Genomic DNA, 19901 nt, shown 5'->3' with positions numbered 1-19901 from the left:
CTCTCAGTTCAGGCCCCCGCTGTCATGACTCCGCGGACTTCGGCACGTCCGTCGGGCCTGCGGTGTCGTCCGGACCCTCACCGGTCGGACCCTCCACCACCGTCTCGAGCGGCGGCATGTCGGGCACGGTCGAGTTCTTCTGGCCCTTGAACGTGAACTTGGCCTCCAGGCCCTCGCCCTCGACGTCGACCAGGACGATCTGGCCCGGGCCGACCTCGCCGAAGAGCATCTTCTCGGCCAGGACGTCCTCGACCTCGCGCTGCACCGTGCGGCGCAGCGGTCGGGCACCGAGGACCGGGTCGAAGCCCCGCTCGGCGAGCAGGTCCTTCGCGGACTGGGTCAGCTCCAGCGACATGTCGCGGTCCTTCAGGCGCAGCTCCACCGCGTCGATCATGTTGTCGACCATCGCGATGATCTGCTCGCGCGACAGCGGCGGGAAGACCACGATCTCGTCGACACGGTTGAGGAACTCGGGGCGGAAGTGCTGCTTGAGCTCCTCCGACACCTTGCTCTTCATCCGCTCGTAGGAGCCGGCGGCGTCGGCGCTCTGGCCGAAGCCGAGGTTGACGCTCTTGGAGATGTCGCGCGTGCCGAGGTTGGTGGTCATGATGATAACCGTGTTCTTGAAGTCGACCACGCGACCCTGGGAATCGGTCAGGCGACCCTCTTCGAGAATCTGCAGCAGGCTGTTGAAGATGTCGGGGTGGGCCTTTTCGACCTCGTCGAAGAGCACCACCGAGAACGGCTTGCGGCGCACCTTCTCGGTGAGCTGGCCGCCCTCTTCGTAACCGACGTATCCGGGCGGCGAACCGAACAGGCGCGACACGGTGTGCTTCTCGGAGAATTCACTCATGTCGAGCTGGATCAGCGCGTCCTCGTCACCGAAGAGGAATTCGGCGAGCGTCTTGGACAGCCACGTCTTTCCGACACCCGAGGGGCCGGCGAAGATGAACGAGCCACCGGGACGCTTGGGGTCCTTGAGACCCGCACGCGTACGACGGATCGCCCGGCTGAGCGCCTTGACGGCCTCCTCCTGGCCGATGACCCGCTTGTGGAGCTCGTCCTCCATCTTGAGCAGACGGGTGGACTCCTCCTCCGAGAGCTTCACGATCGGGATGCCGGTCGCGACGGCGAGCACCTCGGCGATCAGCTCCTCGTCGACCTCGGCGATCTCGTCGAGGTCACCGGCACGCCACTGCTTCTCGCGCTCGGCGCGGCGGGCGGTGAGCTGCTTCTCCTCGTCGCGCAGCCGGGCCGCGGCCTCGAAGTCCTGCCCGTCGATGGCGGCCTCCTTGCGCTGCCGCACGTCGCCGATCTTGTCGTCGTACTCGCGCAGGTCCGGCGGCGCGGTCATCCGGCGGATGCGCAGTCGCGAACCGGCCTCGTCGATGAGGTCGATGGCCTTGTCCGGCAGGAACCGGTCGGAGATGTAGCGGTCGGCCAGCGTCGCCGCGGAGACCAGCGCCTCGTCGGTGATGGTGACGCGGTGGTGGGCCTCGTAGCGGTCGCGCAGGCCCTTGAGCATCTCGATGGTGTGCGCGATCGAGGGCTCCTGCACCTGGATCGGCTGGAAGCGGCGCTCGAGCGCGGCGTCCTTCTCGAGGTACTTGCGGTATTCATCCAGCGTGGTGGCACCGATGGTCTGGAGCTCGCCGCGGGCCAGCATCGGCTTGAGGATGCTGGCGGCGTCGATCGCGCCCTCGGCCGCACCGGCACCGACGAGGGTGTGGATCTCGTCGATGAACAGCACGATGTCACCGCGGGTGCGGATCTCCTTGAGCACCTTCTTGAGGCGCTCCTCGAAGTCACCGCGGTAGCGCGAGCCGGCGACCAGGGCGCCGAGGTCGAGCGTGTAGATCTGCTTGTCCTTCAGCGTCTCGGGCACGTTGCCCTTGACGATGTCCTGCGCGAGGCCGGCCACGATCGTGGTCTTGCCGACGCCGGGCTCGCCGATGAGGACGGGGTTGTTCTTCGTGCGGCGCGACAGGATCTGCATCACGCGCTCGATCTCCTGCTCGCGCCCGATGACCGGGTCGAGCTTGCCCTCGCGGGCGGCCTGGGTGAGGTTCTGGCCGAACTGGTCGAGGACCAGCGAGCTCGAGGGGGCCTCGCCGCCGGAGCCGGAGGTCTGGGCGCCGGCCGTGGCCGACTCCTTGCCCTGGAAGCCGCTGAGCAGCTGGATGACCTGCTGGCGCACCCGGTTGAGGTCGGCGCCGAGCTTCTGCAGGACCTGGGCCGCGACGCCCTCGCCCTCCCGGATCAGTCCGAGCAGGATGTGCTCGGTGCCGATGTAGGAGTGGCCGAGCTGGAGCGCCTCGCGGAGCGAGAGCTCGAGCACCTTCTTGGCCCGGGGCGTGAACGGGATGTGGCCGGACGGGGCCTGCTGGCCCTGGCCGATGATCTCCTCCACCTGGGCGCGCACGGCCTCCAGGGAGATGTCGAGGGACTCCAGCGCCTTGGCGGCGACTCCTTCACCCTCATGGATGAGGCCGAGCAGGATGTGCTCGGTCCCGATGTAGTTGTGGGAGAGCATGCGGGCCTCTTCCTGGGCCAGCACGACAACTCGCCGGGCTCGGTCGGTGAACCGCTCGAACATGTGCGCTCCTCTACGTCTGCGTGGTCCGCGGGGCCCGACGCAGACGCCGGGTTGCGGACACTGGGCTCAACGCCCGAGATCAGCCTACGTGTTCCCGCCCCATGCACGAGAGCGTCCGCTCACAGCGAACGAACGGACCCTCCCGCGCACGGCGTCGTACGTCAGTGGGCGGCGTCGTAGGCCTGCTGCACGTCGGCGGAGATGCGGCCGCGCTCGGAGACCTCCATGCCCTGCGACTTGGCCCACTCGCGGACGTCCTTGGTGCTGGAGGACGAGCCGCCACCGCTCGACTTGCGGGTCCGGCGACCACCGCCGGTGACCTTGCGGGCGTGGCCGACGTAGCCGCTCATCGCCTCGCGCAGCGCCGCGGCGTTGGCGTCGTTCAGGTCGATCTCGTAGGTGGTCCCGTCGAGGCCGAAGGAGACGGTCTCAGTGGCCTCGGTGCCGTCCAGGTCGTCGACCAGGACGATGTTGACCTTTTGTGCCATGTGAATTCCTTTGCTTTTTCGGCGCTCGGGGCTAAACGCGTCGAATGCAGTCTGGCAGCAGTCGTCGGTCGGCACAAAGGCGGTCAGGATTGCGTCGGGGATTACCTGACAACGGAATTCAGGAATTGCGCTCGAATACGAGTCGCAAACCCTGCAGGGTGAGCCACGGAGAATGCACGGTGAAACACCCGCAGTCGTCGACGACGAGCGGAGCAAGATGTCCTGTGGAAATGACGGTGACGTCCTCGGCCGGGACCTTCAGCTCGGCGATCATCCGCGCGACCAGGCCCTCCACCTGGGCCGCGACGCCGAAGACCATGCCGCTCTGCAGGGCCTCGACGGTGTTCTTGGCGATCACCGAGCGCGGACGGGCGAGCTCGACCTTCCGCAGCTGGGCGCCCCGGCGGCCGAGCGCCTCGAGGGATATCTCGATGCCCGGCGAGATGGCGCCGCCGACGTACTGACCCTTGGCGTTGACCACGTCGAAGGTCGTCGCGGTGCCGAAGTCGACCACGATCGCCGGCCCGCCGTGGAGCGTGGCGGCGGCCAGTGAGTTCACGATCCGGTCGGAGCCGACCTCGCGGGGGTTGTCCATGAGCACGGAGATGCCGGTCCGCACCCCGGGCTCGACGACGATCGCGGTCACGTCGGGGAAGTGGCTCTCGAGCATCTCGCGCCACTCGTGCAGCACGGCCGGGACCGTGGCGCACACCGCGATGCCGTCGACCTCGTCGACCCGCTCGGTGAGCAGTCCGCGGATCAGCACCGACCACTCGTCGGCGGTGCGGCGCTCGTCGGTGTTGACGCGCCAGTGCGCGGTCACCTCGGCGCCGTCGAGCAGGCCGAGGAAGGTGTGGCTGTTGCCGATGTCGGCGGCCAGGAGCGTCATGGCGTCTCCTGGAGATCCATGCCGAGGTCGAAGACCGTGACCGAGTGGGTGAGCGCTCCGACGGAGACGAAGTCGACGCCGGTGGCCCCGATGCGGCCGGCCCGCTCGAGGGTGATCCCCCCGCTGGCCTCGAGCGGCACGCGCCCGGCCGTACGGCGTACGGCCTCGGTCATCAGCGCGTCGTCCATGTTGTCGAGCAGGATCCGCTCGGGCGGCTCGGGCAGCGCGAGCAGCTCCTCGAGCTGGTCGAGCGTCGTCACCTCGACCTCGACCGGCAGTCCCGGGTGCCGTCCGCGGATGGCCTCGAGCGCCGGCAGCACACCGCCGGCGGCGATGACGTGGTTGTCCTTGACCATCGCCATGTCCTGGAGGCTGGTGCGATGGTTGACGCCGCCGCCGCAGCGGACGGCGTACTTCTGCAGGGCGCGCAGGCCCGGCAGCGTCTTGCGGGTGTCGAGCACCCGGGTGGGCGAGCCGGCGAGGGCGTCGACCCACTGCGCCGTCGCGGTCGCGATGCCGGAGAGGTGGGACGCGAGGTTGAGCGCGGTGCGCTCGGCGACCAGCATCCGCTGGGTGAGGCCGGTGATCCGCATGACGACGTCACCCTGCGTGACCCGGGTGCCGTCCGGGACCCGGTCGGTGATGGTCGCGTCGGCGCCGAGCATGAAGAAGGTGACGGCCGCGGCCCCCAGCCCGGCGACCACGCCCGGCTCGCGCGCGGCGAAGACCGCCTCGCCCCGCGCGTCCGCTGCGATCGTCGAGCTGCTGGTCGGGTCGTCCGTCGCGAGGTCGGGCAGGTCCTCGCGCACGGCGCGCGCGATGAGGTCCCACACGTGGTCGGCGTCGAGGCCGGCGGCGGCCAGCTCCTCGCGGAGCCCGAGGGGTACGTCGTCGAGGCTCGTCATGCCGTCACCGCCGTCGTCGAGGGATCGGTGGACGGCGAGTAGGTCCACTCCACCCGGATCCTGCCGTCCTCGAGCCAGGAGTCGATGTGCCCGGCCCTCGCGTCGTCGCGGTCGGGGAAGTCCTCGCGCCAGTGCGATCCGCGCGTCTCGGTGCGCAGCGCCGCGGCCTCGGCGAGCGCGGTGCTGATCGTCAGGAGGTTGGTGGTCTCCCACGCGGCCGGGTCGACCTCGGGGTCGCCGGGGTCGAGGGCGCCCAGGACGTCGATCGCCTCGGCCAGGCCCGCGGCGTGTCGGAGCACGCCCACGCGGGAGGTCATCACCTCCTGCATCGCGCGACGGACCTCGCCGTCCACGAGCCCCTCGGGTCGGGTGTCGGTCGCGGGCTCGGACCACGCCCGCAGCTCGCCGGGCAGCACCTCGGCGATGCGGCGGGAGAAGACCAGTCCCTCGAGCAACGAGTTCGACGCCAGCCGGTTGGCGCCGTGCACCCCGGAGCAGGCCACCTCGCCCGTGGCGTACAGGCCCGGGACGCTCGTACGCCCCCACAGGTCCGTGGCGACGCCGCCCGAGGCGTAGTGCTGGGCCGGCGCGACCGGGACCAGCCCGGTGACCGGGTCGACGCCGTGCTCGCGGCAGACGCGGAGGATGGTCGGGAAGCGGCGCTCCCAGAATGCGGTGCCCAGGTGGCGGGCGTCGAGCCACATGTGCGGGTGGCCGGTCTCGATCATCCGGCGGGTGATCGCCTTGGCGACGACGTCGCGGGGGGCGAGGTCGGCGAGCGGGTGCTCGCCCTGCATGAACCGGTGTCCATCGAAGTCGACGAGGAAGGCACCCTCGCCGCGCACGGCCTCGGAGATCAGCGGCTGCTGGCCCTGCGAGTCGTGGCCCAGCCACATCACGGTCGGGTGGAACTGGACGAACTCCAGGTCGCGCAGGCGAGCGCCGGCGCGCATCGCGACCGCCATGCCGTCACCGGTCGAGACGCTCGGGTTGGTCGACTGGCTGAACACCTGCCCGAGGCCGCCCGAGGCGAGCACGACGGCCCGGCAGTGCACCGCGCCGACACCGTCGCGCTGGCCCTCGCCGAGCACGTGGAGGGTCAGCCCGGCGACGCCGCCGTCGTCCGCGCGCAGCAGGTCGACGGCGAGGGCGTGCTGGATCACCTCGATCTCCGGGGCGCGCTCCACGGCGGCGATCAGCGCACGCTGGATCTCGGCACCGGTGGCGTCGCCCCCGGCGTGCGCGATGCGGTCGCGGTGGTGGCCGCCCTCGCGGGTCAGCGACAGCTCGCCGTCAGGGTGGTGGTCGAACTGGGTGCCGAGCGCGATCAGCTCGCGCACCGCGTCGGGACCCTCGGTCACCAGCGCCCGGACGGCCTCGACGTCGCAGGCCCCCGCACCGGCGACGAGCGTGTCGTGCTCGTGCTGCTCGGGGGTGTCACCCGGCCCGAGGGCCGCGGCGATGCCGCCCTGGGCCCACTGGGTCGAGCCGGCGGCCAGGACGTCCTTGGTGACGACGGTGAGGTGGAGCGTCGGGTCGGCCGCGTGGATGCGCAGGGCGGCGGTGAGCCCGGCGATGCCGGAGCCGACCACGACGACGTCGGCGCGGGTGGTCCACCCGGGCGCGGGCGCGCGCAGGCGTCCCGGGACCGGCCGGTGAGCAGTCATCCGCGCAGGTTAGCGATCGATGAGGTCGCCGCGCGTCAGCGCCTTGTCGCCGAACGTCTCGGCGGGGTCGAAGCCGGTGGCCATGATCTTGTTGTCGGCGTCGACGAAGACCACGTGCGGCTGGTGCTCCTTCGCCTCCGCGGTGTCCATCTGGCCGTAGCCGATCAGGATGACCGTGTCGCCCGGGTGCACGAGGCGGGCAGCGGCGCCGTTGATGCCGATCACGCCCGAGCCGCGCTCGCCGGCGATGGTGTACGTCTCGAGCCGGGCGCCGTTGGTCACGTCGACGATGTGGACCAGCTCGCCGGCCAGCAGGTCGGCGGCGTCGAGGAGGTCCTCGTCCACGGTCACCGACCCGACGTAGTGGAGATCGGCCTGGGTCACGGTGGCCCGGTGGATCTTGGACTTCATCATGGTGCGCAGCATCAGCTGCTCCTCTCACTGGTGGTCGAGGCCGCGAGTGCGGTCCCCGCCGGGGTCGCATCGGGGGTGATGCGGTCGAAGGTGATGGGCATGTTGTCGATCAGGCGCGTGCTGCCGACCCGCGCGGCCACGAGGATCCGGCCCTCGCCGACCTCCGGTGCCTCGCCGAGGTCGGGCGACGTCAGGGCGAGGTAGTCGAGCTCGACGCCGGGCTCGTCCTTGAGCACGGCCATCGCCGCCCAGCGTGCGGCAGGCACGCCGTACGCCGCGCGCTCCTGGGCGGCCCGCAGGGCGCGGCTCAGCGCGACCGCCGCCCGGCGCTGCCCGGGGTCGAGGTAGCGGTTGCGGCTGGAGAGGGCCAGGCCGTCGGCCTCGCGCACGGTCTCGGCGCCAACGACCTCGATACCCATGCAGAGGTCGCGCACCATCCGGCGGATGAGGGCCAGCTGCTGGTAGTCCTTCTGGCCGAAGACCGCGAGGTCGGGCCGCACCAGGCCGAAGAGCTTGGCGACCACGGTGAGGACGCCGTCGAAGTGGCCGGGCCGCGACGCGCCGTCGAGGATCGTGGCGAGCGCACCCGGTGCGACCGTGACGCCGTCGTGCACGGAGTCGTGGCTGAAGCCGCCGGGGTACATCTCCTCCACGCTCGGCGCGAAGACCACGTCGACGCCCTCAGCGGCGCAGACCTCGAGGTCGGCGTCGAGGGTGCGCGGGTAGCGGTCGAGGTCCTCCGTCGGCCCGAACTGCATCGGGTTGACGAAGATGCTCACCACGACGGGCCCGCGGGTGGCCTGGCGCGCCACTCGCATCAGGCTGGCGTGGCCGTCGTGGAGGGCGCCCATCGTGGGCACGAAGGCGACGGTCTCGCCGGCGCGCCGGGCGTCCGCGAGCAGGGCGGCGAGCTCCTCGCGGGTGCTCGCGAGGACGGGGCTCGAGGTCATCGGGTCTGCCGGTGGAGGGGGACGGACGCCTCGGCGGCGTCGAGGACCTGCAGCATCTTCGTGGCCCGGATCGGCAGGACGCGGCCGTCGGTGACGGCGCGGTCGAGCGTGGCGCGCGCCATGGCGAGGTACGACGACAGCGTCTGCGGCGCGTTGGCCGCCAGGTCGGCGACGTGGGCGCGGACCGTCTCGACGTCACCGCGCACGATGGGCCCGGTGAGCGCGGTGTCTCCGTGCTCGAGCGCGTTGTCGAGGGCGGCGGTGAGCAGCGGGCGGAGCGTCGCGGCGGGGTCCTCCGCACCAGCGGCGGAGAGGATCTCCATCGCCTCGGTGACGAGGGTGACCAGATGGTTGGCGCCGTGCGCGAGGCCGGCGTGGTACATCGTGCGGCGGTCCTCGGGCACCCACATCGGGCGTCCGCCGAGGTCGTCGACGAGGGCCTCGGCGAGCTCGCGGTCCGCGGCGTCGGCGGTGACGCCGAAGACGCAGCCGGGCAGGCGCGGGAGGTCGACCTCGGTGCCGGTGAAGGTCATCGCGGGGTGCATCGCGATGGTGCGGGCACCGACGGCGCGGGCCGGCTCGAGGACGGCGAGCCCGTGGCGGCCGCTGGTGTGCACGACGACCTGGCCCTCGTGGATGGCACCGCTGTGGCTGAGCACCGTGACGACGTTGGCCAGCATGTCGTCGGGCACGGTGAGGAGCAGCAGCTCGCTGGCGCGCGCGACGTCGGTCGGCTTGGCGACGCGGACCCCCGGCAGCAGCGCGTCGATGCGCCGTCGCGAGGCGTCGGACTCACCGGCGGCGGCGACGATGTCGTGGCCTGCCCGGCGGAGCGCGGCGGCGAGGACGGCGCCGACGCGGCCGGCTCCGATCACGCCCACGCGGAAGGTGGGGTCGTACGTCATGTGGTTGACCTCTTCGTTTCAGTCCCTCGCGGGTACCGATCTACTGCGATCAACATCGAGCCTACGCCCGCGGATTCCGCGGTGGGAACGGATCGGGCACGTGACGAGTGCCACCCATTTCCCTACCGACCGGTAACCGGACGGTCACCTGCGGAGCAGCCTCCGCGCGACGGTGTTGCCGGCCAGCTGGCCGACCTGCACGAGCGCCACGATGATGATCACCGCGGTCCACGTGACGACGGCGTCGAACTGTCGGAAGCCGTACTGCAGGGCGAAGTTGCCCAGGCCGCCGCCGCCCACGACACCCGCGATCGCGGTCATGTCGACGATCGCGACGAAGACGAAGGTGTAGCCGAGCACCAGCGGTCCGAGCGCCTCGGGGATCACGACGGTGCGCACGATGTGCGCCCTGCTCGCGCCGACGGAGCGGGCCGCCTCGATCACGCCGGGATCGATGGTGACGAGGTTCTGCTCGACGATGCGGCTGATGCCGAACATCGCCGCGATCGTCAGCGCGAAGATGATCGCCGGGTTGCCGATGCCGGTGCCCACGACGACGCGCGCCAGGGGCTGGACCGCCGCGATGAAGATGACGAACGGGATCGGCCGGAAGAAGTTGACCAGCACGTTGAGCACCACGTTGGCGGTGCGGCTGGCGTAGAGGCCGCCGCGACGCGTGACGTACAGGGCCAGGCCGAGCAGCAGCCCGAGCACGCCGCCCAGGGTGAGCGTGATGGCGACCATGTAGAGCGTCTCGTAGCTGGCCTGCCACACGAGCGGCCACAGCTCGCTGATGTTGGAGTCGGTCATCGGGTCAGCTCCCTGGTCGGGACGAGCTCACGTACGGCGGCGACGGCGGCCTCGACCGCCGCAGGCTCGCCGTCGAGGGCCAGCGTCAGGTTGCCGAAGGTCTCGCCCTGGACCTCCTCGATGCCGCCGTAGACGAGCTCGAAGCGCACGCCGTGGCGCAGCAGCTCGGCGAAGACGTCGCTCTGGCGGACCTCGTCGCCGCGGAAGGCGAGCTTGACGAAGGTGCCGGCGTGCCGGGCGTGCAGCGCGGCCAGCGCCTCGGCGTCGGGCTCGTCGTCGACGATCGTCGCGACGAAGCGCCGGGTGACCGGCTGCTGGGGGTTCGAGAGGACCTCGAGGACGGGTCCCTCCTCGACGATGCGCCCGGCCTCCATCACCACGACGCGGTGGGCCAGGCTGCGCACGACGTCCATCTCGTGGGTGATCACCACGATGGTGATGCCGAGCTCGCGGTTGACCCGGCGCAGCAGGGCCAGGACCTCCTGCGTCGTCTCGGGGTCGAGCGCGCTCGTCGACTCGTCGGCGAGCAGGAGGCTGGGGTTGGTCGCCAGCGCGCGGGCGATGCCGACGCGCTGCTTCTGGCCGCCTGAGAGCTCCTCGACGTGGCTGTGCGCCTTGTCGGCCAGGCCGACGAAGTGGAGCAGGTCGGAGATCCGCTTGTCCTTCTCGGCCGTGGGCACGCCGGCCACCTCGAGCGGGTAGGCGATGTTGCCCCACACGGTGCGCGACCGGAACAGGTTGAACTGCTGGAAGATCATCCCGATCCCCAGCCGGACCTCCCGCAGCTCGCGCTCCTTCAGCGTGGTGATCTCGCGCCCGGCGACCCGGACGCTGCCCGAGGTCGTCGTCTCGAGCGCGTTGATCAGCCGCACCAGCGTGGACTTGCCGGCGCCGGAGTAGCCCACGATGCCGACGATCTCGCCGGCCTCGACGGTCAGGTCGACGCCGCGGATGGCCTCGACGGCGTTCCCGCCGCGGGCGGCCGGGAACGTCTTGCGGACGTCGGTCATCTCGACCAGTGGCATCGTGGGCTCCTCCCCTGCTGGACTGCGGACTACTGCTGGGCGGCGGTGTCGGCCTCGACCTCGTCGAGCGCCGACTGCAGCTCGTCCTGCGGGATCGTCAGCAGCTGTGCGGTGCCGCCGGAGACGTCCTGGACGCCGTCGAGCACCGCCTGGGTCTCCTGGTAGACCTCCACGAGCTTGAGCAGCGTCGGGTCGTCGCGGTCCTCGGCGCGCACGGCGAAGACGTTGACGTACGGCAGGGCGTTGGGGTCCTCGGGATCGTCGGTCGCGAGCGCGTCCTCGAACTTCAGGCCGGCCTTCTCGACGAAGTCGTTGTTGATGATGGCGGCCGCCACGTCGGGCAGCGAGGTCGGGGTGAGGTCGGCCTTGATCGCCTTCACCTTCACCCGCGAGGCGCTCTCGTCGATGTCAGCGAGCGTGGAGTAGATGCTGCCGCCGTCCTTGAGCGTGATCAGGCCGGCCGACTGCAGGATGAGCAGGCCGCGGGCCTGGTTGCTGTCGTCGTCGGGGACGACCACGGTGTCGCCGTCCTGGATCTCCTCGAGGGAGTCGACCTGGGTCGAGTAGAGGCCGAGCGGGTAGATCGCGGTCGAGCCGAGCGGCACGACGTCGTCGTCGTTGGCGACGTTGTACTCGGCCAGGTAGACGATGTGCTGGAACTGGTTGATGTCGAGCTCGCCCTCGCTCAGCGCGGGGTTGGGCTGCGTGTAGTCGGCGAAGTCCTTGACCTCGAGGTCGATGCCCTCCTCGGCGGCCGCGTCGACGAGGACCTGCCAGTAGGGGTCGCTGGCGCCGACCGTGCCGAGCACGACCTTCTCGCTCTTCTCGCCGCCGGCGGCGCCGGCCTCGTCGCCGCCCCGCAGCCAGAGGAAGCCCGCCACCAGGACGAGGACGACCAGGGCGGCGACCCCGATCAGCAGCGGCGCGCGCCGCTGCTTCGGCGGGGTGATCTGGGGATGGGTCTCGGACATGGCTGGGCCTTTCGTCATGCGTTCGCGGGAGGGCCGGCGTCGTGCGCCGGCACCGGAGCGGCCCGAGTCCCGAGTGAATCGAACTAAATCACTACACAAACATGACTAAGGCCGCGAGGACCATACGACGGGCCAACGGTCGGACGCCAAACCGATATGCCCGTCCGCGGTGTGAACCGCCTCACCACCCGCTGGTGGACGTCAGGCGCGCAGGTGCAGCTTGGCGTGGTCGGGGTCGTCGACCACGAACGGTCGCGGCGCACGCGGCAGCCAGGTGTGGGTGACGTGGTCGACCACGTGCACGCCCTCCGGCGACTCGATCTCGACGACGCCCTCGGGCACCTGGCCGTCGTGGAGCGCGTTCCAGACCAGCCACTCGCGGCGCTTGCGGCGGTTGCGGATCGACGTCGCGAACGACTCCGGGTTGGTCCAGTGGGCGAACTCGTCGCCGTCGAGCCACTTGAGCTCGACACACAGGCCCTGCGGCAGCGCGAACATCTCGATCCGGTCGGGGGTCGTGCGGATCTCCCACTCCGGCGCCTTGGTGTAGACGTAGTCGGGGCTCATCGGGAAGCCCCACTCCTCGATGTTGCGCAGGCCGAGGTCGAGGAAGGCGCGGCGGTCGGACTCGATGTAGAGCCCGTGGCGCGGGAACCGGATGACCGCCTCGGCCATCCCGACCTGCCACGACAGGTCGGCCATGGAGACCTCGCCCTCGGTGGTGAGGACCATGTCGCCGTCCCACTTCCACGAGTAGCGGGTGCGTACGTGGGAGAAGCACCAGTTGTAGAAGTACGCCAGCGAGTGCACCGAGCGCTCGTTGACCGACAGGTGCTCGGCACCGGCGCGGGCGACCTGGAAGGGGTACTCCTTCAACGTGAACCGGTGACCGAGGCCGTGCTCGGCGGCGACCCGGAGCGCCTCCTCGCCGGTGCCGTCGTCGGAGCCGTTGTCGACGAGGAGCACGCGGTCGCACGCCCGCAGCAGGGGCGGCAGCACGAAGCGCAGGCCCGGGGCCTCGTTCTTCACCCGCAGCACCGCCGTGGCGCCGCGACGCAGCCCGCCGGGCTGGTTCCACGGCCAGACGATGTCGAAGTCGGTGTGGCCCTCGAGGTTGGTCAGCCCGTGGCCGGAGCCGATCGGGACGGTCACGGCTGGTCGTCCCTGCTCCGCCCGAGGGCCTTGCGGACACCGCGGCGCACGGACGGCGGGATCGCGGCGCGTACGTCGTGGGGCACCCGGTCGGCCAGCGAGCGCTGCTCGCCGGCCACCTCGGCGCGGGCCCGGCGGCGGGCCTGGAGGCGCGCGTGTTCGGCGGTCGACCGGCTGATCGCCTCGGCCTCCTCGTAGAGGTCGACGTACTCCTGGCGGAGCTGGTCGAACGTCGCGTGGGCCTCGGTGGTGTCGCCGCCCTCGTCGGCGAGCTTGTTGAGCTCCTCCCACGTCTGGCCGGTGAGGTCGTGGAGGCGCCTGGGCAGCCCGAGGTCGTCGAGGGTGGAGGTGACGCGGCGCAGGTTGGGGTCGATGAAGCGGTGGACCTCGCGGATCTGGTCGCTGCGCGTGTGGATGATTGTCTGCAGGTCGAGCGCGTGGCCCATCGCGGTGGTGGTCTTCACCCAGTCGGTCAGCAGGTCCTCGTAGCGCACGAAGACCCGACCGCCGTCGCCCTCGGCGGGGCGGGTGGCCCGCTCGGTGTGGAGCAGCATGTTGACCCAGCTCGCGGCGAGGTGCGAGGAGCCGAGCTTGTTGGCGTAGTACTTCTGCTTCGAGCCGACGACCTCGGCCGGCGGGCGCAGCATCGTGGCGAAGACCGGGGTGGCACCGGTGCGGATCGCGGCGACCCGCCACAGGCCGAGGAACCAGCTCAGCCGCGGGTCCTTGATGACGAGCTCGGGGTGCTCGGCGAAGTGCGGCTCGAGCCACTCGCTGACCCGGATGCGGGCGGGCTCACGGCTGCAGATGCGGCCGGTGTCGAACCACGCGTTCGGCCGCGAGTCGCTCACCTGCACCAGCGCCTCGGCCAGCCACTCGTCGTGGACGTCGACGACCCACTGCGGCTCGCTGAAGCCGCGCGGGTTGGAGTCGTCCGGCGGGACCTCGGGCAGCGGGACGTGCATGCCCAGCTTGGAGACGATGCCGGCGAGTGTGCTGGTGCCGCTCCGGCCGGCGCCGGCGACGAAGAGGACCTTCCGCGGGACGCCGTCGGGGTTCATCTCGTCGATCGCTCTGGGCTGCTCGGTCACGGCGGGCAGCCTACCGGCGCGGGCGCGCACGCCCGAATGTCCTAGGGTCCGGCCCATGAGGCTCTTCTCCCGGGCTCCGCTCCTCGGCGTGGTGATCCCGGCCTGGGGCGTGGAGGACTACCTCGACGACTGCGTCCGCTCGCTGCTCGCCCAGACGCACGCGCGGTGGGAGGCGGTCATCGTGGACGACGGTGCCACCGACCGCACCGGCGAGATCGCCGACGAGTGGGCGCGGCGGGACACGCGGATCAGCGTGGTGCACTCCGCCAACGGCGGGCTGGGCGCCGCGCGCAACCTGGGCGTGCGGCACGTGCGCGGGGACTACCTCGCCTTCCTCGACTCCGACGACGTGCTCCCCCCGACGGCGTACGCCGACCTGCTCGGGGCGTTGCGCGCGTCGGGGTCCGACTTCGCGACGGGCTCGATCGTGCGATGGGAGGCGGGCGAGCTCGTCGAGCCGCCGTGGATGCGGCGCCTGCACCGCCCTCTGCGCGGTGCCCGGATCGAGGACCGGCCGGAGATCCTCGGCGACGTCTTCGCGTGGAACAAGGTGTGGCGTCGTTCCTTCTGGGACGCCGCAGGTCTCGCCTGGCCCGAGGGGATCCGCTACGAGGACCAGCCGACGACGACGCGGTCGTTTCTGGACGGCAGCTTCGACGTGCTCGACGAGGTCGTCTACCACTGGCGGATCCGCGAGGGCTCGATCACCCAGACGCGCGCCTCGTCGTTGCCGGACCTGGCGGACCGGTGGGAGACCAAGCGGATGGCGCTGGCGTCGGTGCGCGCGCACGGTGACGCCGAGGTGGAGCGCGTCTTCGTCGACCGGGTGCTCGCCGGCGACCTCTGGCGCTACTTCCTGCTCGTCCCCGGGTGTACGCCGGAGTGGTGGCGGCTGCTGCGCTCGGGCGTCCTCGAACTCTGGGGCACGCGCCTGGTGGAGAGCGGGCTGCCGCCGATGCACCGGCTCGCCGGCTGGCTGGTCGCGGAGGACCGGCGCGCCGACGTCACCGCGCTGATGGAGTGGGTCGGCGACCTCGACGGACCCGCGCCCCGTGCGCAGGACATGGCCACCGGAGCCTGGCGGCTGGCCGTCCCGCACTCGGTGCTGGACGAGACCACCGTGGCCCCGGAGGCACTGGCCCTCCGGGACCACGAGGTCGCCTAGATCCCTTGGATCTCGATACGCCTGGTCAGCGGCTTCGTTCCTCAGCCGCTGGGCTACTCGATCTGGCCGCGCCCACGCGGCGCGCGCGAGCGCGCGCCGCTGCGCGTCTCACAGCAGGCCCTCGGACTCCAGGAACTCCTGGGCGACGTCCTCGGGCTTGGCCCGGTCGACCGCCATCTGGCCGTTCATCTCGGTGAGGTTCTCCGTGGTGAGCGCGGCCATGAGCGGGTTGAGGATGTCGGCGACGTCCTCGTGCTCGGCGAGGAACTCGGCCGAGACGGCGGGCACGAGGTTCTGCGCCGGCTGGATCGCCTTGTCGTCCTCGAGCACCACGAGGCCCTGGGACTCCAGGGTGCCGTCGGTGGTCGAGGTCTCGCCGAGCTGGGACTCGCCGCTGATCACCGACTGGTAGGTCTGGTCGGAGGCGTAGCCCAGCTCGAGGACCTTGGTGACGTCGATGCCGTAGTCGTCGGACAGGCCGCCCTCGCAGTCGAGCCGGCCCTCGCAGTCGGGTGCGGCGGCGAGCACGACGCTCTTGCCCTCGAGGTCGGACAGCGTCGTGACGCCCTCGGACTCGCTGTACTCCTGGGTGACGAAGAACGCGTTGGTGTCGGTGGCCGGGGAGATGTCGAGGAGCGTGATCCCGGCGTCGTCGAGCAGGCTCTTGCCGTCGTCGGCCAGCTGCTGCCCGTCACCGGCCTCGAACGGCTCGGCCTTGTCGCCGTTGGCCTGGGTGTTGAGGAAGTTGACGATGCCGCCGACGTACTCCGGGACGATGTCGACGTCGCCGGGGAAGGTGGGCATGTAGGCGTCGCGGGAGTCGACCAGCTTGGTGTCCACCGTGTAGCCGGCGTCCTCCAGGAGCTGCTCGTACATCGAGGCGACGAGGGTCGCCTCCGGGAAGTTCTGCCCCGCGATGGTCACCGAGCCCTTGTCCCCGCCCCCGGAGGCACTGGAGTCGTCGGAGGCGTTGTCGCTGGAGAGGTCGTCACCGGCGCAGCCGGTGAGCGCGAGGGCGCCGGCGGCGAGGACCGCGGCCAGCGAGCGTGCGATGTGCATGGTGTTCCTTCTGTGTCCCGCAGCAGCGGCTGCGCGTGTCCGGAGGTGCATCGTCAGCCGACGGATTCGGCGGGCTGCTCCACCGTAGCGCCGGTCACCGACAACGCGTCCGTGTGACCACCCGCAGGAGTGCCCCGGCGGGTGGTGTCCACCGCCCGCTGCGCCATCGCGGCCAGCAGCTCGAGGATGAGCGCGACCGCGGCCACCACCAGCGCGCCGGCGATGCCCTTGCCGTAGTTGGACCGGAAGAAGCCGTCGGTGATGATCTGCCCGAGCCCGGGTCCCGCGACCAGCGCGGCGATCGTCGCCGTCGCCCACACCTGCACCAGCGCGAGCCGCAGCCCGGAGACGACCAGCGGCAGTCCCAGCGGCAGCTCGACCCGCCAGAACTGCTGCACCCCCGTCATGCCCATGCCGCGGGCCGCCTCCCGGACCTCCGGGGCGACCTCGCGCATGGCGACGTACGAGTTGGTGATGATCGGTGGCAGCGCGAAGAGCGTCAGCGCGATGAGGGTCGCCAACCCGGCGCGGCCGTAGGGGCCGAGCTCGCCGGTGCCCGGCCACGGCGCGACGACGAGCAGCGCGAGGAGCGCGAAGGTCGGGATCGCGCGCCCGACGTTGGAGATGTTGATCGCGAGGAAGCCGCCCTTGCCGAGGTGGCCGAGCCACAGCGCGACCGGGAGCCCGACGACCATCGCCATCAGCAGCGCGGTGACCGTGAGCAGCAGCTGCTGGCCGAGGAGCGCGGCGATGCCGTCGCTGCCGGACCAGTTCGAGGCCTCGGTGAGGTAGGTCCACATGTCGGCGAAGACCCTCATGCGCGGACTCCTCTCGTCCAGGGGGTCAACAGCCGCTGGAGCAGCACCAGCACCACGTCGAGGACCACGGCGAGCACGACGCAGAGGACCGAGGCGGTGAAGAGCTCGGCCCGGAAGTTGGTGAGCACGCCGTCCTTGATGAGGTTGCCGAGGCCGCCGTAGGCGACCAGGGAGCCGACGGTCGTGAGCGCGACCGTCGAGACCGTGGCCACCCGGAGGCCGGCCATCACGACCGGCAGGGCGAGCGGCAGCTCCACCTTCAGCAGCAGCTGCCCGCGGCCGTAGCCGAGGCCGGTGGCCGACTCGCGCACGTCGTCGGGCACCGAGCGCAGCCCTTCGAGCAGGCTGCGGACCAGGATCGTCAGGGCGTAGAGCGCGAGGCCGATCACGACGGTCGTCGCGCTCAGGCCCGTGAACGGCACCAGCAGCGGGAAGAGCGCGAGCGAGGGCACCGTGTAGATGCCGGTGGTGATCGCCAGGATCGCCGACTCCAGCCGCGGCAGCCGTCGCGCGAGCAGGGCGAGCGGGAACGCGATGACCAGGCCGAGCACGACGGAGACGACCGTGATGCCGAGGTGCTGGACGGTCGCGTCGACGATCTCCTGCTGGCGGTCGGACACGTAGTCCATGCAGACCCAGTCGTTGACGAGGCGGCTGTAGCAGCTCGGGTCGTCGGCGGCTCCCAGTAAGGTCACCGCATGGACGCTACACGGAGCGGCGACTCGATGATCCGGCTCGAGGGCGTGGGCAAGACCTACCCCGACGGCACCGTGGCCGTCCACGAGCTCGACCTCGACGTCGCCCGCGGCGAGATGGTCTGCCTGGTCGGGCCGTCCGGGTGTGGCAAGTCCACCACGCTCAAGATGATCAACCGGCTGATCGAGCCGACCACCGGCCGGATCTGGCTCGACGGCCAGGACGTCACCGACGCCGACCCCGTCGAGCTCCGGCGCGGCGTCGGCTACGTCATCCAGCAGATCGGCCTGTTCCCCCACCAGCGCATCGAGCAGAACGTGATGACCGTGCCGCTGCTCTACGGCGAGTCGAAGGCGACCGCGCGCGAGCGGGCCCACGAGCTGCTCAGCACGGTCGGCCTCGAGCCCGACCAGTACGCCAGGAAGTACCCCCACGAGCTCTCCGGCGGCCAGCGGCAGCGGGTCGGCGTCGCCCGCGCGCTGGCGGCCAACCCGCCGGTCCTGCTCATGGACGAGCCGTTCGGTGCGGTCGACCCGATCGTGCGCAGCCGGCTCCAGGACGAGTTCCGCCGGCTCCAGGACGAGCTCGGCAAGACCGTCGTGCTGGTCACGCACGACATCGACGAGGCGATCCGGATGGGCGACCGCGTCGCGGTGTTCGCCTCCGGTGGCCGCCTCGCCCAGTACGCCACCCCCGGCGAGCTGCTCGCCCACCCGGCCGACGAGCAGGTCGCCGACTTCGTCGGTGCGGGCGGGCTCCGCACACTGACCGTCACCCGGCTCCGCGAGGAGCACCTCGAGCCCCTCGACGGCGTCGCCACCGGCGACCTCGGCTCGGCGATCGACCTCGACTCCTCGCTCGAGGAGGCGCTCGCCACGATGCTGCGCGACGACAAGCCGATGATCGGCGTGCGCAGGGGCGCCCAGTTCGTCGGGGTGCTGACGCCGGCCGGGGTGCACCGGGCGCTGCGCCAGTCCCTGCAGTGACTAGTGGACCGTCACATCCCGGTGCCAGGACTCGGTGACGTACTTCGTGCCCCAGCCCATCGAGGTGTAGAGCCCGTCGGCGCCGGTCGGTGAGTCGGCGTCCACCTCGAGCCCGACGCGGTCCCGGCCGCGCGCAGCGGCGTCGGCGATGATCGTGCGGAGCAGGCCGGTGGCCACGCCGCGGCCGCGGGCGGACTCCAGGACGCCGAGGTAGGCGACGTACGACCCGTCCGGGCCGGTGGCGGACTCGCTCACCGTGCCGACCAGGGCGCCGGCGGGCTCGGGCTCGTCGCCGTCGACGATCTCGGCGAGCCACCAGTGGTCCCAGCGGTGCCCGGGATCCTCGCGGAGCCGGTGGATGAACTCCTGGAAGGTCTCCTCGGCGGAGTTGAAGTGGTCGGTGAACGCACCCTCGAGCACGTCGTGCACGGCCCGCAGGTCGGCCTCGTCGGGCATGCCGTCGCCGGACCGCTCGACCAGCCGGAAGACCACGCCCTGCCGCTCCCAGCGGGCCGGGTCGGGCACCAGCTCGGCCTCGTCCGCCTCGACCGAGCGGGACATCTGCCACCAGGTGCGGACCCGGTCGAAGCCGGCGTCGGCCAGCCACCCGTGCTGGCGCTCGTCGTCGGCGAACGAGCCGGTGTCGATCTGCTGCACCGCCAGCCCGCGGGCGGCACCGACGGCGCGGGCCTGCGCCTCGGCCCACCCGAAGAGCACGTCGCTGCAGCGGTCGGCGAGCCGCTCGTCGATGGTGCGGTCGACGATGTGGACGAACAGCATCCGGCCCTCGGCGCGGTCGTGCACGCTGCCCCAGGCCTGGATCGTGCCGTCGGGGTCGCGGACGACGACGTTCTCCCGCATGGCCAGCCCGTGCTCGGAGACCTCGACCAGGACCTCGTCCTCACCCGAGGCAGCCCAGCCCCGGCCGGCCCGCTCGTGGGCGCGGAGCAGCTCGGTGAGCCGGGCGACGGTCGCCTCGTCGGCCCCGTCGGGCGTGTCCACGACCCATCCCTCGGGGAGTCCGGGGTCCTCGGGCAGCGCGTCGGTCGGGTCGCTCTCGAACCTGTTGTCCTCGGGGATCACGAGCCGCCATTCTTCCGCACGCGGTCGGGCGGTGATCCACCTACCTTCTCGGCGTACGAAATGTGGGTGGACCACCGCTCAGGACCCCGACACGCGCGACGCGCCGAAACGGCGGTGGGGCCCCCACAAAGCCCCCGGGGCGGGAGGGGGGGGGGCGCCCCCCGCAGCCCGCCCCAGCCGGGGGCGCGGCGGGGGGGGGGGGGGCGGGGGGGGCGCCGCCGCCGGGCGGCG

At 71.4% G+C, this 19901-nt stretch carries 19 protein-coding genes; 2 read left to right on the top strand and 17 right to left on the bottom strand.

Features of this window, described 5'->3' with window-relative positions:
- Positions 1-22: 22 nt before the first annotated feature.
- The 13 genes from ACE3QY_RS03445 to ACE3QY_RS03385 form a co-directional block, all read right to left on the bottom strand.
- Positions 23-2596, bottom strand: a complete 2574-nt coding sequence (locus tag ACE3QY_RS03445) for an ATP-dependent Clp protease ATP-binding subunit (protein WP_374454603.1) — start codon at positions 2594-2596, stop codon at positions 23-25.
- Between the two features lie 161 nt (positions 2597-2757).
- Entirely contained in the window at positions 2758-3084 is a 327-nt protein-coding gene (locus tag ACE3QY_RS03440; protein WP_374454602.1) for an Lsr2 family protein, read from the bottom strand.
- 118 nt (positions 3085-3202) lie between these two features.
- Positions 3203-3973 carry a type III pantothenate kinase gene (locus ACE3QY_RS03435; protein ID WP_374454601.1) on the bottom strand — a complete coding sequence of 257 codons (771 nt, stop codon included), beginning with the start codon at positions 3971-3973 and terminating at the stop codon, positions 3203-3205.
- Entirely contained in the window at positions 3970-4878 is a 909-nt protein-coding gene (gene nadC, locus ACE3QY_RS03430; RefSeq protein ID WP_374454600.1) for a carboxylating nicotinate-nucleotide diphosphorylase, read from the bottom strand. The genes ACE3QY_RS03435 and nadC overlap by 4 nt, the downstream gene beginning before the upstream one ends.
- Positions 4875-6545, bottom strand: a complete 1671-nt coding sequence (locus tag ACE3QY_RS03425) for an L-aspartate oxidase (RefSeq protein WP_374454599.1) — start codon at positions 6543-6545, stop codon at positions 4875-4877. The genes nadC and ACE3QY_RS03425 overlap by 4 nt, the downstream gene beginning before the upstream one ends.
- Before the next feature lie 9 nt (positions 6546-6554).
- Positions 6555-6971, bottom strand: a complete 417-nt coding sequence (gene panD / locus ACE3QY_RS03420) for an aspartate 1-decarboxylase (protein WP_374454598.1) — start codon at positions 6969-6971, stop codon at positions 6555-6557.
- Positions 6971-7909 (bottom strand): pantoate--beta-alanine ligase, encoded by a 939-nt coding sequence (panC, locus tag ACE3QY_RS03415; protein WP_374454597.1) that lies wholly within the window; start codon positions 7907-7909, stop codon positions 6971-6973. The genes panD and panC overlap by 1 nt, the downstream gene beginning before the upstream one ends.
- Entirely contained in the window at positions 7906-8814 is a 909-nt protein-coding gene (locus ACE3QY_RS03410; protein ID WP_374454596.1) for a Rossmann-like and DUF2520 domain-containing protein, read from the bottom strand. The genes panC and ACE3QY_RS03410 overlap by 4 nt, the downstream gene beginning before the upstream one ends.
- Positions 8815-8958: 144 nt before the next feature.
- On the bottom strand, positions 8959-9624 hold the full coding sequence (locus ACE3QY_RS03405) for a methionine ABC transporter permease (protein WP_374454595.1): 666 nt from the start codon (positions 9622-9624) through the stop codon (positions 8959-8961).
- Positions 9621-10649, bottom strand: a complete 1029-nt coding sequence (locus tag ACE3QY_RS03400) for a methionine ABC transporter ATP-binding protein (protein ID WP_374454594.1) — start codon at positions 10647-10649, stop codon at positions 9621-9623. The genes ACE3QY_RS03405 and ACE3QY_RS03400 overlap by 4 nt, the downstream gene beginning before the upstream one ends.
- A 29-nt stretch (positions 10650-10678) precedes the next feature.
- Entirely contained in the window at positions 10679-11620 is a 942-nt protein-coding gene (locus ACE3QY_RS03395) for a MetQ/NlpA family ABC transporter substrate-binding protein (protein ID WP_374454593.1), read from the bottom strand.
- 201 nt (positions 11621-11821) lie between these two features.
- Complete coding sequence (locus ACE3QY_RS03390) at positions 11822-12772, bottom strand: hypothetical protein (RefSeq protein ID WP_374454592.1); 951 nt, start codon at positions 12770-12772, stop codon at positions 11822-11824.
- Entirely contained in the window at positions 12769-13863 is a 1095-nt protein-coding gene (locus tag ACE3QY_RS03385; protein ID WP_374454591.1) for a sulfotransferase family protein, read from the bottom strand. The genes ACE3QY_RS03390 and ACE3QY_RS03385 overlap by 4 nt, the downstream gene beginning before the upstream one ends.
- Positions 13864-13918: 55 nt before the next feature.
- Between ACE3QY_RS03385 and ACE3QY_RS03380 the strand changes: the two genes are divergently transcribed.
- The gene (locus ACE3QY_RS03380) at positions 13919-15028 is read left to right on the top strand and encodes a glycosyltransferase family 2 protein (RefSeq protein WP_374454590.1); all 1110 of its coding nucleotides are present in this window, start codon (positions 13919-13921) and stop codon (positions 15026-15028) included.
- Positions 15029-15136: 108 nt separating this feature from the next.
- Here ACE3QY_RS03380 and ACE3QY_RS03375 read toward each other — a convergent pair whose 3' ends face one another.
- From ACE3QY_RS03375 to ACE3QY_RS03365, 3 genes are read right to left on the bottom strand one after another with little or no spacing between them, the layout of a single operon-like run.
- Positions 15137-16087: an ABC transporter substrate-binding protein gene (locus ACE3QY_RS03375; protein WP_374454589.1), complete on the bottom strand. Its 951-nt coding sequence runs from the start codon at positions 16085-16087 to the stop codon at positions 15137-15139.
- 53 nt (positions 16088-16140) lie between these two features.
- Entirely contained in the window at positions 16141-16905 is a 765-nt protein-coding gene (locus tag ACE3QY_RS03370) for an ABC transporter permease (RefSeq protein ID WP_374454588.1), read from the bottom strand.
- A complete protein-coding gene (locus tag ACE3QY_RS03365; protein WP_374454587.1) occupies positions 16902-17600 on the bottom strand; it encodes an ABC transporter permease in 699 nt (232 codons plus the stop codon). Before ACE3QY_RS03365 ends, ACE3QY_RS03370 begins: the two co-directional genes overlap by 4 nt.
- Positions 17601-17603: 3 nt before the next feature.
- Between ACE3QY_RS03365 and ACE3QY_RS03360 the strand changes: the two genes are divergently transcribed.
- On the top strand, positions 17604-18587 hold the full coding sequence (locus ACE3QY_RS03360) for an ABC transporter ATP-binding protein (protein WP_374454586.1): 984 nt from the start codon (positions 17604-17606) through the stop codon (positions 18585-18587).
- On the opposite strand, the gene ACE3QY_RS03355 is transcribed toward ACE3QY_RS03360, so the two are convergent.
- Positions 18588-19670, bottom strand: coding sequence for a GNAT family N-acetyltransferase (locus ACE3QY_RS03355; RefSeq protein WP_374454585.1), 1083 nt, complete (start codon positions 19668-19670; stop codon positions 18588-18590).
- Positions 19671-19901: the final 231 nt, after the last annotated feature.

Source organism: Nocardioides sp. (assembly GCF_041913365.1).
Classification (GTDB): Bacteria; Actinomycetota; Actinomycetes; order Propionibacteriales; family Nocardioidaceae; genus Nocardioides.
The sequence above is the reverse complement of the archived record's forward strand: the minus strand, read 5'-3'. Positions and strand labels throughout refer to the sequence as shown.

What these genes read in the sequence shown, in the direction of transcription:
- ACE3QY_RS03380 (WP_374454590.1), top strand. Translation starts at nt 13,919, where the DNA reads ATGAGGCTCTTCTCCCGGGCTCCGCTCCTCGGCGTGGTGATCCCGGCC.
- ACE3QY_RS03405 (WP_374454595.1), bottom strand. Translation starts at nt 9,624, where the DNA reads ATGACCGACTCCAACATCAGCGAGCTGTGGCCGCTCGTGTGGCAGGCC.
- ACE3QY_RS03370 (WP_374454588.1), bottom strand. Translation starts at nt 16,905, where the DNA reads ATGAGGGTCTTCGCCGACATGTGGACCTACCTCACCGAGGCCTCGAAC.
- ACE3QY_RS03440 (WP_374454602.1), bottom strand. Translation starts at nt 3,084, where the DNA reads ATGGCACAAAAGGTCAACATCGTCCTGGTCGACGACCTGGACGGCACC.
- ACE3QY_RS03445 (WP_374454603.1), bottom strand. Translation starts at nt 2,596, where the DNA reads ATGTTCGAGCGGTTCACCGACCGAGCCCGGCGAGTTGTCGTGCTGGCC.
- ACE3QY_RS03410 (WP_374454596.1), bottom strand. Translation starts at nt 8,814, where the DNA reads ATGACGTACGACCCCACCTTCCGCGTGGGCGTGATCGGAGCCGGCCGC.
- panC (WP_374454597.1), bottom strand. Translation starts at nt 7,909, where the DNA reads ATGACCTCGAGCCCCGTCCTCGCGAGCACCCGCGAGGAGCTCGCCGCC.
- nadC (WP_374454600.1), bottom strand. Translation starts at nt 4,878, where the DNA reads ATGACGAGCCTCGACGACGTACCCCTCGGGCTCCGCGAGGAGCTGGCC.
- ACE3QY_RS03395 (WP_374454593.1), bottom strand. Translation starts at nt 11,620, where the DNA reads ATGTCCGAGACCCATCCCCAGATCACCCCGCCGAAGCAGCGGCGCGCG.
- ACE3QY_RS03425 (WP_374454599.1), bottom strand. Translation starts at nt 6,545, where the DNA reads ATGACTGCTCACCGGCCGGTCCCGGGACGCCTGCGCGCGCCCGCGCCC.
- panD (WP_374454598.1), bottom strand. Translation starts at nt 6,971, where the DNA reads ATGCTGCGCACCATGATGAAGTCCAAGATCCACCGGGCCACCGTGACC.
- ACE3QY_RS03435 (WP_374454601.1), bottom strand. Translation starts at nt 3,973, where the DNA reads ATGACGCTCCTGGCCGCCGACATCGGCAACAGCCACACCTTCCTCGGC.
- ACE3QY_RS03360 (WP_374454586.1), top strand. Translation starts at nt 17,604, where the DNA reads ATGGACGCTACACGGAGCGGCGACTCGATGATCCGGCTCGAGGGCGTG.
- ACE3QY_RS03400 (WP_374454594.1), bottom strand. Translation starts at nt 10,649, where the DNA reads ATGCCACTGGTCGAGATGACCGACGTCCGCAAGACGTTCCCGGCCGCC.
- ACE3QY_RS03375 (WP_374454589.1), bottom strand. Translation starts at nt 16,087, where the DNA reads ATGCACATCGCACGCTCGCTGGCCGCGGTCCTCGCCGCCGGCGCCCTC.